The organism is Nocardia sp. NBC_00881, assembly GCF_045207455.1.
Classification (GTDB): Bacteria; Actinomycetota; Actinomycetes; order Mycobacteriales; family Mycobacteriaceae; genus Nocardia.
This window is the reverse complement of the sequence record NZ_CP108798.1, coordinates 754956-771536: the sequence shown is the minus strand read 5'-3', so window position 1 is coordinate 771536 and position 16581 is coordinate 754956. Positions and strand designations below refer to the sequence as shown.

The 16581-nt window shown below is 66.6% G+C and carries 16 protein-coding genes; 9 read left to right on the top strand and 7 right to left on the bottom strand.

Going from position 1 to position 16581, the window contains the following annotated elements; all coding sequences use genetic code 11:
* Positions 1 to 10 precede the first annotated feature (10 nt).
* The 6 genes from OH799_RS02960 (at position 11) to ligD (ending at position 4749) form a co-directional block, all read left to right on the top strand.
* A complete protein-coding gene (locus tag OH799_RS02960) occupies positions 11 to 640 on the top strand; it encodes a TetR/AcrR family transcriptional regulator (protein WP_406275355.1) in 630 nt (209 codons plus the stop codon).
* An 87-nt stretch (positions 641 to 727) separates the two neighbouring features.
* On the top strand, positions 728 to 961 hold the full coding sequence (locus tag OH799_RS02955) for a hypothetical protein (RefSeq protein WP_406275352.1): 234 nt from the start codon (positions 728 to 730) through the stop codon (positions 959 to 961).
* Positions 962 to 979: 18 nt separating this feature from the next.
* Positions 980 to 2080, top strand: coding sequence for an SPFH domain-containing protein (locus OH799_RS02950; protein ID WP_357271143.1), 1101 nt, complete (start codon positions 980 to 982; stop codon positions 2078 to 2080).
* Positions 2081 to 2119: 39 nt separating this feature from the next.
* A complete protein-coding gene (locus OH799_RS02945) occupies positions 2120 to 2518 on the top strand; it encodes a cold-shock protein (RefSeq protein WP_406275348.1) in 399 nt (132 codons plus the stop codon).
* A 147-nt stretch (positions 2519 to 2665) separates the two neighbouring features.
* Positions 2666 to 3751 carry an ATP-dependent DNA ligase gene (locus OH799_RS02940; RefSeq protein ID WP_406275345.1) on the top strand — a complete coding sequence of 362 codons (1086 nt, stop codon included), beginning with the start codon at positions 2666 to 2668 and terminating at the stop codon, positions 3749 to 3751.
* Positions 3748 to 4749 carry a non-homologous end-joining DNA ligase gene (gene ligD / locus OH799_RS02935; protein WP_406275342.1) on the top strand — a complete coding sequence of 334 codons (1002 nt, stop codon included), beginning with the start codon at positions 3748 to 3750 and terminating at the stop codon, positions 4747 to 4749. The genes OH799_RS02940 and ligD overlap by 4 nt, the downstream gene beginning before the upstream one ends.
* A 34-nt stretch (positions 4750 to 4783) precedes the next feature.
* Here the strand turns inward: ligD and OH799_RS02930 are convergent, their stop codons facing one another.
* From OH799_RS02930 to OH799_RS02920, 3 genes are all read right to left on the bottom strand, one after another.
* A complete protein-coding gene (locus tag OH799_RS02930; RefSeq protein ID WP_406275339.1) occupies positions 4784 to 5542 on the bottom strand; it encodes a DUF4190 domain-containing protein in 759 nt (252 codons plus the stop codon).
* Between the two features lie 279 nt (positions 5543 to 5821).
* Positions 5822 to 6484, bottom strand: coding sequence for a helix-turn-helix domain-containing protein (locus OH799_RS02925; RefSeq protein WP_357271157.1), 663 nt, complete (start codon positions 6482 to 6484; stop codon positions 5822 to 5824).
* Positions 6468 to 7613: an acyl-CoA dehydrogenase family protein gene (locus OH799_RS02920; RefSeq protein WP_406275334.1), complete on the bottom strand. Its 1146-nt coding sequence runs from the start codon at positions 7611 to 7613 to the stop codon at positions 6468 to 6470. The genes OH799_RS02925 and OH799_RS02920 overlap by 17 nt, the downstream gene beginning before the upstream one ends.
* 474 nt (positions 7614 to 8087) lie before the next feature.
* Between OH799_RS02920 and OH799_RS02915 the strand changes: the two genes are divergently transcribed.
* Both OH799_RS02915 and OH799_RS02910 read left to right on the top strand, forming a co-directional pair.
* A complete protein-coding gene (locus OH799_RS02915; RefSeq protein WP_406275330.1) occupies positions 8088 to 9518 on the top strand; it encodes an SDR family NAD(P)-dependent oxidoreductase in 1431 nt (476 codons plus the stop codon).
* Between the two features lie 60 nt (positions 9519 to 9578).
* Positions 9579 to 9971, top strand: a complete 393-nt coding sequence (locus OH799_RS02910) for a DUF2784 domain-containing protein (protein WP_406275327.1) — start codon at positions 9579 to 9581, stop codon at positions 9969 to 9971.
* Between the two features lie 25 nt (positions 9972 to 9996).
* On the opposite strand, the gene OH799_RS02905 is transcribed toward OH799_RS02910, so the two are convergent.
* A complete protein-coding gene (locus OH799_RS02905) occupies positions 9997 to 10758 on the bottom strand; it encodes a thioesterase II family protein (RefSeq protein ID WP_406275324.1) in 762 nt (253 codons plus the stop codon).
* 177 nt (positions 10759 to 10935) lie between these two features.
* Positions 10936 to 11916, bottom strand: a complete 981-nt coding sequence (locus OH799_RS02900) for an MBL fold metallo-hydrolase (RefSeq protein ID WP_406275321.1) — start codon at positions 11914 to 11916, stop codon at positions 10936 to 10938.
* 83 nt (positions 11917 to 11999) lie between these two features.
* On the opposite strand from OH799_RS02900, the gene OH799_RS02895 reads away from it, so the two are divergent.
* Positions 12000 to 12950 (top strand): LysR family transcriptional regulator, encoded by a 951-nt coding sequence (locus OH799_RS02895; RefSeq protein ID WP_406275318.1) that lies wholly within the window; start codon positions 12000 to 12002, stop codon positions 12948 to 12950.
* Here the strand turns inward: OH799_RS02895 and OH799_RS02890 are convergent.
* Together OH799_RS02890 and OH799_RS02885 are read right to left on the bottom strand one after the other, a co-directional pair.
* Positions 12935 to 13879 (bottom strand): serine hydrolase, encoded by a 945-nt coding sequence (locus OH799_RS02890; RefSeq protein ID WP_406275315.1) that lies wholly within the window; start codon positions 13877 to 13879, stop codon positions 12935 to 12937. The two genes, OH799_RS02895 and OH799_RS02890, sit on opposite strands and share 16 nt — an antisense overlap.
* Before the next feature lie 70 nt (positions 13880 to 13949).
* Positions 13950 to 16271, bottom strand: a complete 2322-nt coding sequence (locus OH799_RS02885) for a hypothetical protein (protein WP_406275312.1) — start codon at positions 16269 to 16271, stop codon at positions 13950 to 13952.
* Positions 16272 to 16581: the final 310 nt, after the last annotated feature.

Here is a 16581-nt window from a genome sequence, read left to right as displayed (position 1 = left end):
TCGTGGGGCCGTGCAGACAGGTCAGGAATCAGAGGACGATGCGGGCCCGCGGATTTGGGGTGGAACGACGCTCTTCGAGCGCAGGGAGGCGCGCCGGGCGGCACTGCTGGAGGCCGCGCTCGATCTGATCGGCGAGGCGGGCGCGAGCGGGGTCACCATGCGCGCCGTGTGCCGCAAGGCGAACCTCACCGACCGCTATTTCTACGAAAGCTTCGCCAGCCGCGACGAACTGCTCGACCTGCTCTACCGTCGGATCGCTGATGAATTCCTGGAGCCGATGACCGCATTCGCCGCCACTGACGACCCGTCCCGTGACCGCAAGCTGTCTGAGCTCCTGGTGGACCGGGTGCTGGCCGACCCGCGGAAGTCGCGACTGTTTCTGGTGGAACCATATTCCAACACCGGACTCGGCCAGACCACCATCGCGGTGATGCCGGTCTTCACCCGAGTCGTGCAGGACCATCTGTTCGGCCACATCGACGACCCGGTCAAGCGCAGGCTGGCCGCGGTGACGATGGCCAGCGGCAACGCGGGCATGTTCTCGGCATGGCTGAACGGCTCGCTGCGCGCCACCAGGGACCAGATCGTCGACCACTGCGTCGCGATGCTCACCGCGTATCGCTCGCTGTACCGCTCTTGACCGCATGCGCCGATCGATGACCGTATCGAAAGCTGCTGCGCGAGAAGTAGGGTGGCGATCCGGGAGCCAGCAGGAGAAGATCGTGGGATGACCGACCCTGTGGTGGGTTTGACAGGTACGCTCACATCGTCGATCCGGGGCGCCGGGGCGTTGAGTGAGGTCCTGGTCGCGATTCGAGGGGGAACCGAGCTGTACATCGCACAGGCCACCGAGCCGATTCCGGCCGGATCGGCCGTACTGGTCATCGCGGTCCATCCTGGGCGCGTCGTCGATGTCGTTCCGTGGATTCCGCTCGGCCCGGATTCACTCGAAGGAATCTGAACAGTAAGGGAGACAGACGTGCTGGGTTACCACGTGCCAGACCCGGACGAGGCGATGCTGGTCAGCGGCGGCACCAGCCGCGACAACGCACCGTTCAAGGTGATCATCGGACGCGGCGCCTGGGTGATTCCGCTGTTCCGCAAGGTGCGGTACCTGTCGCTGGCGATGTTCGAGTCCGAGATCAAGGAGCGTTGCGTCACCAAGCAGGCTATCCAGCTGGACGTCCGCGCGGTGATCGCGTTCAAGGTCGCCAACGACACACAGTCCATCGTGAACGCGGCGCAGCGGTTCCTCTCCGAGCAGGAACGGGAGATGTCCGTGCTGACCGGACGTATCTTCTCCGGGCACTTGCGCTCGATCGTCGGCTCGATGACGGTCGAGGAGATCATCCGGGAGCGCCAGAAGTTGGCCGACGAAGTGCTCGTCGCGTCGAAAGTGGAGATGAGCAATATCGGCCTGTGGGTCGATTCCTTCCAGATCCAGTCCATCGACGACGGGAACCTCGGCTATATCGCCGCACTCGCCGCGCCGCACAACGCTGCCGTGCAGCGCGACGCGCAGATCGCGCAGTCGCAGGCGGCGCAGGCGTCGGCGCAAGCCGAGCAGGAATCTCAGCGCAGGCAGGCGGAGTATCAGCGCGAGACGGCGATCTTGCGCGCGCAGTACCAGCGCGACATCGACAAAGCCAATGCCGAAGCCGCCCAGGCCGGTCCGCTCGCCGAGGCGATGGCGCTGCAGGAGGTGCTCACCGCTCAGGCCGAGCAGGCGCGCAAGGAGGCGGAGCTCCGCGAACAGCAGTTGCAGGCCGAGGTCGTGAAGCCCGCTCGGGCCGAGGCCGACCGGGTGCGCATCCTGGCAGAGGCGGAGGCCGACCGTACCAGGATCCAGGCCGCGGCGGCCGCGTCGAACAACCGGATCGCGCTGGATCAGTTGTTGATCGAACAACTTCCGGAAATCGTCAAGCAGGCCTCCACCGGGTTGGCGAACGCGAATCTCACTGTCCTCAACGGACCCGACGGAGTGGGCGAACTGGTGAACGGAATGGTCGGTCAGGGACTGACTGTTTTCAATTCATTGCAAAAGGCGCTTTCCTCCAACGACGGCGAAAATGCGGGTTAAAGTAGCCGAGTAGCGTCAGAGGATGAGGAGTGGGTGTTGGTGTCCATCGGGAAATTGGTGTCGTTCGACAGCTCTCGGGGATTCGGGTTCATTCGGCCGGAAGACGGTGGGCCGGATGTGTTCGTCCACGTCAACGACATCGGTCTGGACGAGGATGAGTTGCGCCAGGGACGGGTGTTCGAATTCGACATGACCGAAGGCGACCGCGGGCCCAAGGCGGTCAATCTCACGGCGATCGGCGGCCCGCCCGCTGTTCCGCCGCCCCGACACAAGGGAAAGGACAGGCCGAGTTCCGGACAGCTTACCGTTGCCGACCACAAACGCCTGATCACCGAGTTGCTCCTGGAGGCGAGCCCCGCGCTCACCGCGAGCGAGATCCTCACGATCCGCGATCGGCTCACCGCTTTCGCCGAACAGCGCGGCTGGCTGGAGAACTGAGCAGACGGCCACGGCACGGAACGCGCCCGAAGTCCACGATCTTGTCCGGGCGGCCGCCTACGATCGAGTCGAAGCCGCATCACGTACCGATGAGTTTGCGCCGCGCGCGACGTCGGAACGGGTGAGGATCGACCCGAGGAGGATCGCGTGGACCTACCGGTGCTGCCGCCCGTACGGCCGATGCTGGCCAAATCCGCGGCCCTGGTGCCGCGCGAGCCGGGCCTGAGCTACGAACCCAAGTGGGACGGCTTCCGTTGCATCGTGTTCCGGGACCGCGACGAGGTGGAACTCGGTTCACGCAACGATCGGCCGCTGACCAGGTACTTTCCCGAAGTCGCTGAGCTGCTGAAGCAGGCGCTGCCGGACAAGTGCGTGGTGGACGGCGAGATCGTGGTGGTCACCGAGCACGGCCTCGACTTCGACACCCTGCAGAACCGCCTACACCCGGCCGCCTCCCGGGTGAACAAGCTGGCCGTGGAGACGCCCGCCAGCTTCGTGGCCTTCGACCTACTCGCGCTCGGCGACCAGGATCTGACCGGTGCGCCGTTCACCGAACGCAGGCGACTGCTGGAGACGATCCTGGACACCGAACTCGCCCGAGTCCATCTGACGCCGCTCACGCATGACCCCGACGTGGCCGAGGACTGGTTCACCAGATTCGAGGGCGCGGGATTCGATGGCGTCGTGGTCAAGTCCGACGAGTTGGCCTACCTGCAGGACAAGCGGGTGATGGTCAAGGTCAAGCACGAGCGCACCGCGGACTGCGTGGTGGCGGGCTTCCGCTGGCACAAGGACGGCGTCGGTGTCGGTTCGCTACTGCTCGGGCTCTTCGACGACGACGGCACCCTGCACCACGTAGGTGTGGCCAGCAGTTTCACCGCGGCCCGGCGTAAGAAACTAGTCGAGGAGCTGGCTCCGCTGCGGGAGAACGCGCTGGACAATCATCCGTGGCGGGACTGGGCCGACGCCACGGCGCAGGCCAAGGCGGACGGCAAGATGCCTGGTGGAGTGAGCCGCTGGACCGGTGGCAAGGATCTGTCCTGGGAAGCGCTGCGACCGGAACTGGTCGCCGAGGTTCGCTACGAGCACGTGCAGTCTGGCCGGCTGCGCCATGGCGGCAGGCTGGTGCGCTTCCGCCCCGACCGAACACCGGAATCATGCACCTACGCCCAGCTCGACGAAGTGGCGCCCGCGGAGCTGGGTGCCCTCTTCGGCGAAAGCGCGGCGCGATGAGCGAGTCGACAGATATCGAGGTCGACGGCAGAACTGTCACGATCAGCAATCCCGGCAAGGTGTATTTCACCAAGCGCGGCGAGACGAAACTGGATCTGGTGCAGTACTACCAGGCGATCGCCGAACCGTTCCTGAATGTGGTCGGCGGGCGGCCCCTGCTGCTGGAGCGTTATCCCGACGGCGCGTCCGGCAAATCATGGTTTCAGAAGCGGGTGCCGAAATCCGCGCCGGACTGGCTGCACACCGTGGAGGTGTCCACGCCGAACGGCACCACCAGCGACGCGCTCGTCGCACATGATCTCGCGCACATCCTGTGGGCAGTGAACCAAGGCTGCCTCGGATTCCATGTCTGGCCCAACCGCGCCGACAACCTCGAGATCGCCGACGAACTGCGCATCGATCTCGACCCCTCCCCGGGCATCACATTCGACGATCTCAAGCACGCCGCAGTACTCACCAGGGAACTGTTCAGCGAACTCGGCATCGAAACGCGGATCAAGACCTCCGGTTCCCGCGGATTACACATCTATGTGGCGTTGGAGCCGAAATGGGACGGCTACCAGGTGCGGGCGGCCGCGGTCGCGCTGGCCCGCGAACTGGAGCGCAGGCACCCGGAGGAGATCACCGCGCACTGGTGGAAGGAAGAACGCGGCAATCGGGTCTTCGTCGACTTCAACCAGAATGCCCCGCACAAAACGGTTTTCGGCGCATGGTGCGTACGGCCGAAGGTCGGTGCACAGGTGTCCACACCGATCACCTGGTCCGACCTGGATTCCGTGGTACCCGAAGAACTGACCATCGCCACCGTGCCCAAGCGCTACGCCGAACTCGGCGACCCGTGGGCCGACCGCGAACCCCAGTCCATCGCCCCGCTGCTGGAGCTGTCCGAACGCGACATGGCCGCGGGTCTCATGGACGCCCCCTGGCCACCCCAGTACCCGAAGATGCCCAATGAGCCGCCCCGCGTCCAGCCGAGCCGCGCAAGGAAGGCCGAATAGCGTAATCCGTCGATATCTAGTGTCGGGTCAACGGCTATTCGGTCCACAGGATCCATGTGCCGCTACGGCCGCTGACTTCGCACACCAGGGCGCGGCCGTCGAAGGTACGGCCGGTCTTCGCGCCAGTGGCATCGCATTTCGATCCGGCCTGCTGCACGGCGGTCGCCACGATGTGCGGGCCGGACCACCGGTAGCCACCGCTGGTGGTGAGGCAGAGGAGGGTGCCGCCGTCGGCAGCAGAGCCGATCTGGCCCAGCTGGGCCTCGGTGCACGGCGAGCCCTTGATGACGGGGCCCTGGCTGGTCGCCGGTGCGGTCGTGAGCGCGGGACTGGGTGCGACGGTCGTCGTGCTCGCCACCGGTCGCTCGACGGTCAGGGGCACCGACGTGACGGATGTCGGGGCGAGCGCGGCCGGCCGGTTCACCACGTCCGACAGCCAGTTGCTGGACAGCAGCACGAATCCGGCCAGCGCGGTCACCTCCGCGAAGCCGATCAACAGCGCGAACATCGCCATGACGCGCCCGCGGGGATGGCTGAAGGCGATGAACCCGAACACGATCGCGACCGGGAACAGGCCGACCAGCGCGGCGACCAGCGCGACGATCGCGTATGGATTGACGATCGGCGGAATCTCCACGCGTATTCGCCCGGTCCTGCGGCGGCTCGGTGCCTGCTCGGGGCGACGCTCGTCCTCCTCGTCCGGCCAGCGACCGTCGACTTCCGGCTCCGCCCAGCTCTCATCCGGCTTCGCCGTCGGCCAGCGGTCCGTCTCGAGTCGTTCTGCCCGTGCCATCAAGGTCCCTTTCCTACACCACACCGCGCAGGAATCTCGGACTGCCCGGACCCGCCCCGATATACCGACACAGAATAGGGCGCGAAACGCGAACAGAGAATCCGAAATATCGAATTTTCGTGATCGGGCCGTGATATCGAACACGCACCGCCGGTGCGGATCGGGACTACGGCCGGGATGTCCTGCTCCCTGGAACAGCATCATCGGCCCTCAACGCGGCCGCGACCGCGTTGAGGTGGATCGCGGGCGTCGGCGCATCTGGGCGCCGGACGCCGGCCCTCACCGTCGCCGGTCCGCCTTTGGCAACGATTCGGTGACCAGGGTCAGCAACATGTCCGACAACAGTTCGTGCACCTGCTCCCGGGTGAGGGTGCCGCGGGTGATCCATTCGCGTCCGGCGACCTTGACCATCCCGCCGTACGCGCGGACCATCGCGCGCAACTCGGTACCGTGTGCCGAACCGGCGAGACCGACCATCAACAGCAGACGCTCGGCGGCCGCGTCGTCGGCTTCGTCGAGGATCTGCTGCACCTCGGGGTCGTCACCGACGCCCTCGTGGCTGGTGACCTTCACCCAGGTGCTGCCGTGCTCGGCGATGGTATCCAGCAGCCAGTGCACACTGGCATCGACGCGCTCGCGCGCAGCGCCGGTGGGCACGATCATGTTGTCGAGCTTGGGCAATGTCACCATTCGACGAACCACCGCCAGATAGAGATCGCGCTTGTTGCCGAAGTAGTGGTTGATCAGGCCGCGAGCCACCCCGGCCCGCTGCGCCAGCTCGGCGGTCGACACCGCCGCGTACGGCCGCTCACCGAACATGTCGATCGCGCGGGCGAGGATCTGCGCGCGCCGCTCGTCGGGTTCGAGTCGACGGCGGCGCGGTAGCGCCGGGTCGGCGCCGCCGTCCGCGGTCTCGCTTCTGGTGTCAGAGAGACCGGGCAATGAGATCCTTCATCACCTCGTTGCTGCCGGCGAGGATGCGTAGGACGCGGGCGCCGGTGTAGAGCTGCGAAATCGGATACTCCGTCATGTAGCCGTAGCCGCCGAACAGTTGCAGGCAGCGGTCAACCACGATACCGAGCTGGTCGGTAAGCCAGTACTTCGACATAGCAGCGGTGGGAATATCGAGTTCGCCGCGCAGATGCCTGCCGATGCAGTCGTCCAGGAAGGTGCGGGAGACCTTCGCGATGGTCGCGCACTCGGCAAGTTCGAATTTGGTGTTCTGCATGGCGAACAGCGGCTTGCCGAACGCTTCGCGGCCCTTGGTGTAGTCCACGGTGAGCTGCACGGCCTTCTCCATCATGGCGACCGCGATGATCGCGGTGACCAAGCGCTCCTGCGCGAGGAGCTGCATCATCTGGTAGAATCCCTGTCCCTCGGCCACACCGAGCAGGTTGGACGCGGGCACGCGGAGGCCGTCGAAGAACAGCTCGGCGGTGTCCTGGGCCTTGCCTCCGATCTTGTTCAAAATGCGCCCACGCTGGAAACCCGGAGTGTCATCGCCGACTTCGGCGAAAACCAGCGAGACACCCGCCGCGCCCTTGGCCGGGTCGGTCTTGGCGGCGATGATGATGCCGTCACAGAGCCAGCCGTTGGTGATGAAGATCTTCGAGCCGGTGATCACGTACTCGTCGCCCTCGCGCACCGCGCGGGTCTTGATGTTCTGCAGGTCCGAACCGGTGCCCGGTTCGGTCATGCCGATGGACAACACCATCTCGCCGGTGGCCGCCTTGGGCAGCACTCGCCGTTTGAGCTCTTCGGAGCCGAACTCGTGGAGGTACGGCGCGATGATCGCGCTGTGCACGGGCATGCCCATCGACCCGTCGCCCGCACGGGACTGCTCCTCGATGATCGCGGCCTCATGCGCGAACGTGCCGCCGCCCCCGCCGTACTCGGCCGGGATCGCGGTGCAGAGCAGACCGAGCTCGCCCGCGCGGTTGTACAGCGCGCGATCGGGATGTCCCTGGGCGACGAACTTCTCCTCATGTGGGACGACCTCTTTCTCGAAGAAGGTCCTCGCCAGGTCACGTACCGCCTCGACCTCGTCGTCACTCCACGCCACGCGTGCCATCGCTCGATCCTTTGCTCGCTCCGGTCCGATCCTGTCGCCGGTTCTGCCCTTACAGTTCCCAACTATTGGCGAACTGTCAATAATGGCGATACGCGTATCGAAGCACTTTTGCCGACCTGCAGTCGACGAAGCCCGCCCGGCACAGCTTCCGTCGATGCCATCTGAGATCCTGACCGGATCGCCGTGCGCCTCCGCGAAGCCCGCGCCGACTGCCTCGAATACCACGCGCGGCGGTAGGTGGGGTCGGAGGCGACCAGCGCGGCACCCAGCTGGCCGACGGTGTCCTGGCGCATCGACCTCGTCGCTTGAGGGCGGAATCGCGGAGGCCAATCTGCTGCATCACCTGGGTAACGCGGGTGCGGCGCACCCCCGTTCCGATGCAGCTGCTCGCGACCAGGCGCCGACCCGCCAGGCGGGGTTTGCGACAATAGCCCGGTCAATTGCCCAGCTCGATGAAGGATGTCCGTAGCCGCGATGGCCGAAAGCATGATCGATCCGGAGGACCTCGCGACCTGCCTACGGGTCCTGGAGCTGGCCGGAGCGCTGGAGAAGGAACATCCCGACTCGGTGACCGTGCAGCGCGCGGTCGGGCACATGTTCAAGAAGCTCAAGCAACGGCGCAGGTCAGAGGCGCGCGAGGCGGTTTCTACCGCCGATCGCGCGGTAGTCGCGGCCACCGCGACCGGCTCTCCGAACCGGATCGATGACGAGACCGCCGGCATCCCGATCAGCTCCAGCACGGCCGGTGCCAGCGCGGGCACGTTGGTCCGCCCGCGCCCGTGTTATATCTGCAAGCAGCGATACTCCCAGGTGGATGCCTTCTACCACCAGCTATGCCCGGATTGCGCGGCGAGCAGCCACGCCAAGCGGGACGCTCGTACCGACCTGAGCGGGCGGCAGGCGCTACTCACCGGCGGCCGCGCCAAGATCGGCATGTACATCGCGCTCCGGCTGCTGCGCGACGGCGCGCACACGACCATCACCACGCGCTTCCCGAACGACGCGATCCGGCGTTTCGCCGCGATGGATGACAGCGCCGACTGGCTGCACCGGCTGCGCGTCGTCGGCATCGATCTGCGCGACCCCGCCCAAGTGGTCGCCTTGGCCGATGACGTCGCCGCCCACGGCCCCCTGGACATCCTGATCAACAACGCCGCACAGACGGTACGCCGCTCCCCCGGCGCCTACAGCGCGCTGGTCGAGGCGGAGTCCGGACCGCTGCCCGCCGGCGCGCTGCCGGATGTGGTCAGCTTCGGCAAGACCATGCAGGCGCACCCGACCGCTCTCACCGCCTCGCTCACTCCGACGCTCTCCGCCGCCGACGTCGCCGAGCTGGCGTTGGTCGCGGGATCTGCGACGCCGGACCGCATTGCGCGGGGCGTGGCGATCGACGCGGGCGGTCTGGTACCGGATCTCGCGCACACCAACAGCTGGGTGCAAACCGTCGCGGAGGTCGATCCGACCGAGCTGCTCGAAGTACAGCTGTGCAACTCGGTCGCGCCGTTCATCCTGATCTCTCGCCTGCGCCCAGCGATGGCAGCCGCGGCAGCGCGACGCAAGTACGTCGTCAATGTCTCCGCGATGGAGGGCCAGTTCTCCCGAGCCTACAAGGGCCCGGGACACCCGCACACCAACATGGCCAAGGCCGCGCTGAACATGTTGACCCGCACCAGCGCCCACGAGATGTTCGAGGAAGACGGCATTTTGATGACCGCCGTCGACACGGGCTGGATCACCGACGAACGCCCGCACTACACGAAAGTCCGCCTCGCCGAGGAAGGTTTTCACGCGCCGCTCGATCTGGTCGACGGCGCGGCGCGGGTCTACGACCCGATTGTGCAGGGCGAGAACGGCACCGACCTGTTCGGTTGCTTCCTCAAGGACTACGAGCCTTCCCCGTGGTAGTCCGCCACGGCCTGCGCTGAAGCCCGGATACCCCGGTCGAGTGCGGGCTACCCTTGAAGCGTGCTGTACCGGCTACTGGCCGATACCACGGCCGCCGCGCATTTCGCCTTCGTGGCCTACGTGGTGGTCGGCGGATATTTCGCGTGGCGCCTGCCGCGCACCATCTGGCCGCACTTGGTCTCGGCCGCGTGGGGATTCAGCACGATCATATTCGGATTCGACTGTCCGTTGACGCGCCTGGAGAACTGGGCGCGTGACCGCGCGGGCCAGGCGCGGCTGCCGTCGAGCGGGTTCATCGACTACTACATCACCGGCGTGCTCTACCCCGCGGACGCGCTGGGGCTGGTACGCGTCCTGGCTGCCGCGCTGGTAGCGGTGTCCTGGATCGGTTATGTGTGGACTCTTCGGCAGCGGCCCGGCGGGCCGACCGTTCGCTTGAATGCCCCGAGCTGACGAAACTTCGCGCAGGACCGAGGTTTCAGGCACTCCGGAGATGGCGGCCGACGAAGTCGGCGACCTCCGCGACGCGCTCGTCGAGGTAGAAGTGGCCGCCGGAAAACGTCGCTCGTTCGAAGGCCCCGCGGGTGTGGTCGCGCCACTCGTCGGCCTGCTCGGGCCGCATGGTCGGGTCCTCGGTGCTCACCAGCGCCACGATGTCGGCGCGCAGCGGGTCACCCGGCTGGTAACGATAGGTCTCCACGGCCTGATAGTCCGCGCGCACCGCGGGCAGTACGAGTTCGGCGAGACTCGGCTCGTTACGCAACAGTTCCACCGGTGCAGGGTCGGCGGCCAACCGCTCCAGATCCCGGATCAGCTCGTCGTCGGAGGCCAGATGCAAGCGCTGGATCTCCAGAAAGGTCGGTGCGGGACGACCCGACACGAACAGCGTCGCGATCTGCTGCCCACAGCGTTCCAGCCTGCGCGCGGTCTCGAACGCCACGGTGGCGCCCATACTGTGCCCGAACAGCGACAGCTGGGCGATCCGCCCCTGCGCCAGCACTTCCTCAGCGATCCGATCGGCAAGCTCACCGATATCTGTGATCGGCGTCTCAGCCAACCGGTCCTGCCGACCCGGATACTGCGCGGAGAGGACGACGACGCCCGCACCGAACCGCCGCGCCAGTTCTCGATACGCCGTGGCCGGTCCCCCGCCGGGCGGGAAGCACAGCAGATGGTGGCGCGCGGTCGCCTCGAATCGCAAGGTCCGCAACCACTCCGAGTTGGCGAGGGTTCCAGCCACGTTCGGTCTCCTTCTCCATCGTCTGTGTCGGCGCCCGCACGGGACGAAGGCCACCGTAGTCGTCGAGTGCGCCCTGTCGGGACCGATCCTGCCGCGCACCGCCGTGGACCGCTGGATCGGCGCGACCGGCCGAACACCGCCGAAAACGTTCTCCGTCCGGAATGCGGCGCGGGACGGTTACGGCGTGAAGGTACGCAGATGGTCGACGGTGACGAAGGTACTCTGCGGGCTCGCCGCAGCGACGGCAGCACGCAGCGGCTCGAGACCGCCCCAGTCGCGGGCCGGAGCGGTGAGCGGATAGTCGAAGTCGTCCCAGTGCGTCGGGAGCACATATCGCGGGTTGCCGGTGACGCGCAGCAGCCGCGCGACGTAGTCGACGATCTTTGTCCCGCCCGCGGGAAGCAGCAGCACGTCCGGGCGCAGGCCTCCCAGTTCCGACTCGATGTAGTTCGATCCGCCGAAGTCCAGCACGCTCACCCCGCCGCCACTCACCTCGTACGCGAGGGTGCCGCCCTCGACCAGATCACGAATTACCTTCGGCTCGGCGAGCTTTCCCGCGCCGAGCCCGGGACGGGTACCCGCGAACGCCACCGTCGCCCTCGTTCCTGACGCCGAGTGCAGCGACCGCAGCACCCGGATCGAGTAGCCGTCGAAACGGAGGAACTCGCCGCCCGTGGCCAAGGACAGCTGATCCTCCGGCGCACCGAGCGCGGCCATCAGGTTGAGATGCGTCTCGGTGCCCAGGACTGTGGCGCCGGTCTTCTTCGCCAGGTACGGCACGTCGGCGAGGTGGTCGTAGTGCCCGTGGGTTACCAGAATGTGGTCGGCGCGCAGTTCGCCGCTGTCGACATAGCGGTCGATGAGTGCGGTGTCCACCGTTATCGGCGTCTCCGGGTCTGCCCCCGCTTCGGTGTAGGTTCCGGTATGGAACCTGGTCAGCCACGGGTCGATGAGCACGGTCTTGCCGGCGGGCAGACGGATCTCCCAACTGTTGTTGCCCCACCAGCGCAGCGTCACGCCGCCCGGCGCGCCGCTGCCCTCGGTCGCGACCGTCGCGCTCCGCGTTCCAGAATCCGTTGTGCCACATGCGACTAAGCCCGCCATAGCCGCTGACCCCGCAGCTGCGCCGAGCAGTTCCCGCCGTCCGAAACCTGTCATGCGGGCACCTCATCACATCCGCGCACCCCCTGTCCAAGACCAGCCTGGATCCCCGGTGATATTGAAACAGATATCATCCCAGCATGGACCAGCTGCGCCAGCTGCGATACTTCGTCGCCGTGGCGGAAGAATTGCATTTCGGCCGCGCCGCGCAGCGCCTCGGTATCGCCCAACCGCCGCTGAGCCAGCGCATCCGCCGCCTGGAGACCGACCTCGGGGCCCGCTTGTTCGAGCGCGACAGCCGCCACGTCGAGCTGACCGAGGCCGGGCAGATCCTGCTCGCCGAAGCCCGCGATCTGCTCGCCCGTTGGGACCGGACCAAGGCACTGGTCGGCAAGGCGCATCGGGGCGAGATCGACGCGCTGCGCGTCGGCGTACCCCCCGAACTCGCCGGACGGATCCTTGCCGCGTTGCTCACGGCGTTCGAAGCCAGGGACGTCCGAGTGGACCTGCAAGAGCTGACGACCGCCGAACAGGTGCGGCTGCTGGCCGACCGGCAACTCGACGCCGGGCTGCTGCAGCATCCGGTCGACGTGGTGGGACTGGCACTCGGTCCCGTCGTGGAGACACCGCTCGGGGTTGTGCTACCGCGTGATTCACCGTTGGCCGCGCGCTCCGCACTCGAGCTGGCCGACCTCGCCGGGCACGGCTTGGTGATCTTTCCGCGCGCAGCGGCGCCCGGGCTCTACGACGAGACGCTCAGACGCTGCTGGGAGCACGGCTTCCGGCCCACGTCGGTGCAGCACGCCCGCAACCCCGAGTTCGTCCTCGGCATGGTCCTTTCCGGGCGAGGTGTGGCGTTCGACCAAGGCATGGTGGCGCAGAAGGAGCCGCGCGTGGTGTGGCGGCCGCTGCCGGAAGGCACGCTCAGTCGACGGCTGTCGCTGGCGTGGCCGGTGGGGTTTCCCCCTTCGCTGGTGTGCGAACTGGCCGAGCTGGTCGTGGCCGTGGTGCAGGGCGACGGTGCGTCGCGGCCCGCGACCGTCCCGCTGCCGCAGCAGCGCCCGTGGAACGTCGTCTACGGGAGGCCGTGAGCGATACTTTCGATCGCGCGCACTGCGGCGGCGCCGATGGCGCGGTCCACCTCGGGCAGCCGCTGAGCCAGCGTCGATCCTCTGGTGAAAACCGCGACGGCGTAGCGCTTTCCGTCTGGATACTCGACCACACCGATCTCGTTGCGCACGCCGGGCAGTGTCCCGGTCTTGGCCCAGATCTGCACCTGCGGCGGAAATGCGGCGGCTAGGCGGTGCCAGCTCACCTGCTGGCGCATCAGATCGCGCACCCACCGGCACGCCTCGGCGGCGCCCGCCCGGTCCTCCGCGAGGAGGGTGAGCAGCCGGACCATTTCGCGCGGAGTGCTCGCGCTCGTCCGGTGTGGGTCGAGCGCCCGGGTGCGCAGTACCTCCTCAGGGCTCAGAGTGGGAAACCGCCGGGCGAACTCGGCGGCGTCCCGGGCACCGATGTCTTCGGCCATCGATTGCACGACCGCTCGAGGCGGGCCGACCACATGGGTCGCCGTGAGGCCGAGCTCACGCAGCAGAGACCGCACATTGTCCAGACCGACACGGTCGAACAGCAGGTCTGCTGCGGTGTTGTCGCTGAGGGTGAGTGCGAAGTAGGCGGCGTCGCGCAGGCTCAATTCGACGTCGTCGGCGCAGCCCGCCGTGCCGATGCCGCCGAGCCGGTCGCCGGCACCGGCGCGTACTCGGTCGGCGGGATCCAGCTGACCCGCCACCACCTGCCTGGCGAACTCCAGCACCATCGGCACCTTGACCACGGACGCGAGCACCACGGGCTCATCCGCGCCAGAGCCCGCGTCAGCTCCACAGTCCATGCAGCGGGCATACACCCACCCCTGGACGCCGACCGCCCGAAAGATCTCCTCCACCGGTGCAGCATCCCCGGCCTGCTCGGCATCCGTCGCACCGGGGGTGATCCATTGAGACCCATGCCGTACGGGCATCGTCCCCATGCCGGTGTAGGGCCAGTCGGTGAGTTCCCGGACTGCATGGCCCGTCGCCGACGGTGGGTCGCTAGAACCGCGGGATCGCCTTCGACGGCGTCAACTTGACATTGCCTGTCCAGTATTCGGAGTTCGCCATGGTGTGCAGAACGTTCGACGCTTCTTTGAGGTCTCCCGCCTCCGCGGCGGTGCGGTACCGGCTGGCGAGATGCGGCATAATGAACCTGTTCATCAGCTCGCCGCGTTCCTGGCTCCAGCCTTTGAACTGCTCTGGTAGCGGGTAGCCCGGGTTGGACTGCACCTGGTTGCCATGGGCGTCTTCGATGATCTTGCTCCCCCCTGCGAGAGCCTGGATGCCCCTGATCTTGTCTCGGGTCGGCGTGTCGAAGTAGTCGTAAAGGTAGTCGAGTTCGGCTCGCGTGAGCGCGGATTCCGGGACACGATCGATGTAGCGGCGGTTCGCGAGCCGGTGCGCCGTCTGCTGGAACAGCGCCATGTTGGCGGGCGAGCGCCCTAGTTTGAGCACCGCGAGCGACGCCGCGGCCTCGCCGATGTACTTGTCGCCGTCCCACACGCTCGGCGCGAAGTTCTGGCGGTAGTTGTAGGCCCGCATGGCATCGATGATCATCTCTTGATCGGTGAACCCGGCATCTATCATCGCGGTACCTATATCGCCCATACCCCCGCCGCGATTGACGATGCGGTCGACGGCTGCGGCGGCGCTGCGGGCCGTGTGCCGCCCGCCATGCTCGCGGACAGCGCTCCTTGCCGCCTCGATGATCTGTTCGCGGGTTCGCATGTAATTGACATTCCAGCCCTTTTCGTTGATCAAAGCGTTCGATTGCCAACTCCCGCGCTCCGCACGGTTGCGCAGTCGCGCGTTCGGGTCGAGCGGGTTGCGCTTGTTCCCGAGCAGCAACCCGGCGATCGGGTTGCTGTTGATGGTGTTGACCGCCGCGAGCCCGGTCATCAGCCCGGCTGCCATGGCATGTGCCGTGCCGCCGGGGCCCATCCCGAGAGCGGTGCCCGAACCGCCGCCCTGGCCGCCCCCGCCCTGCACGGCAAGTGCGAACCGGTTGGCGATCCAGTCGTTGCCGCGGCTGAGACCCGCGCTCAGCCGCTTCAGCTGGAGAATTGCGATGACCTCCACGATGGCGCCGAGGACGAGCACCAACGTCACCTGGCCGCGAGCTTCGTGGAACAGATTGCCCAGGAACAGTACGTACACCCCGAGAAAGATGGTGTATGCCGCCATTCGCCCGGCCGCGATCACGCTGTCCACGACATTGCGCACCAGGAAGGTCTGTGTGGGCCCGTAGACGAATCCCCCTGCCGCGAATCCGAAGATCGACATGAAGCCGTGATAAACCGAATCCAGAGCGGCCCAAATGATTTTGATCCCGAGATACGCCCCGAAGCAGAGCAGGACCGCCGCACAGAACAGCAACACCAGACCGGAACCGATCTGCCCCATTTTGGGATGGTTCGCCTTGGCATACGCCATCGGGTCGCCGCAGGCGCGCATGCCGTTCACCACCCGGGAATCCTCACCGGAGCGCACCGCCGCCGTCCAGGCGGCCGCACACCGCGGCGACTCGTCGACCACGTGACCGAAGTTCCACACCTGCACCGGCCGCCGTGCGAAGTTGTCGGCCAGATCGCCCTGCATCCTCGCGATCAACTGGTCGGGATTCGCCGCGGCGTGGCCGTTCAACCCCGCGGCCACCGAGATTCCGAGGTCACGTCCCTGTGCCAACAGCCCGTCCGACGACAACACTTCCGCCAACGGCGCCACCAGCACGAATGGGCCCACGAGCGCGACCCCCAGCATCGTCACGATCTGCATGGTGGCCTTGGCGTGGTATCCGCGTATCACGAACCAGCCGACGAAGAACGCGCCGATCGTCGCCGCCAAGACCATCAGGATCGGGGTGGCGATCTGGCCGGTCAGGCTGTCGGCGACCCCGCTCAACGCCCGCCCGAAGGGGTCCAGCCACTGGAAGCTGATCGCGAAACCGATCGCCCACACCGCGCTGGTCACAATCACCATGTACCCGACGAACTCCAGGCCGAGCACCGTCGACACCGCGGTCTCCACCGGATTGAACAGGCCGCCGCCACTGGTGGCGAATACATAGCCGGTCAACGGGACCCCAGCCGAATCCCGAATATCCATCCAGCTCAACGCATCGATACTGGATCCCACCGTGGTCGAGTCACCCTCCCCCACCGCCACGGCAGTAGCTCCGACAACTCCTGGGAAGACGAGCAACACGGCTGCGATGGCCAGAAACGACACTACCCTGCGTCGCACGCGCGAGGCGCCGACCCACGCATGGCACCGCCCCAGCAGCACAGGAAGCTGCCAGCTCACCGGATCCCAGAACGCCATCTCGCGAGCCGACCATGGCCTCCGTGATCGCGAGTTCCGCACCGAAGCAATGGGCTTCACGGTTGACGACGAGAGGTTCGACGGCACAGTCATCGGGCTCTTTCGGTCGAAGATCGGTCGGCCGACATCGATGGGGCCCTTAACTAAATTGGTACGTAAGTACCATTTCTGGCCTGCGCTACCCTACCGCTCTTCTACCCTTGCGCTACCACCACTCTGGTCACGACATGAACTGAGAACGATAGAGAGAATCGCCAGCGCGCTTCGTCCGATCATGGTAGGACGTACCGAAAGGCGACCAGAGATATGC

Coding starts and splice junctions, on each gene's coding strand:
- OH799_RS02885 (WP_406275312.1), bottom strand. CDS start 16,271: ATGGCGTTCTGGGATCCGGTGAGCTGGCAGCTTCCTGTGCTGCTGGGG.
- OH799_RS02920 (WP_406275334.1), bottom strand. CDS start 7,613: ATGGCACGCGTGGCGTGGAGTGACGACGAGGTCGAGGCGGTACGTGAC.
- OH799_RS02890 (WP_406275315.1), bottom strand. CDS start 13,879: ATGCCCGTACGGCATGGGTCTCAATGGATCACCCCCGGTGCGACGGAT.
- OH799_RS02915 (WP_406275330.1), top strand. CDS start 8,088: ATGGCCGAAAGCATGATCGATCCGGAGGACCTCGCGACCTGCCTACGG.
- OH799_RS02955 (WP_406275352.1), top strand. CDS start 728: ATGACCGACCCTGTGGTGGGTTTGACAGGTACGCTCACATCGTCGATC.
- OH799_RS02895 (WP_406275318.1), top strand. CDS start 12,000: ATGGACCAGCTGCGCCAGCTGCGATACTTCGTCGCCGTGGCGGAAGAA.
- OH799_RS02930 (WP_406275339.1), bottom strand. CDS start 5,542: ATGGCACGGGCAGAACGACTCGAGACGGACCGCTGGCCGACGGCGAAG.
- OH799_RS02900 (WP_406275321.1), bottom strand. CDS start 11,916: ATGACAGGTTTCGGACGGCGGGAACTGCTCGGCGCAGCTGCGGGGTCA.
- ligD (WP_406275342.1), top strand. CDS start 3,748: ATGAGCGAGTCGACAGATATCGAGGTCGACGGCAGAACTGTCACGATC.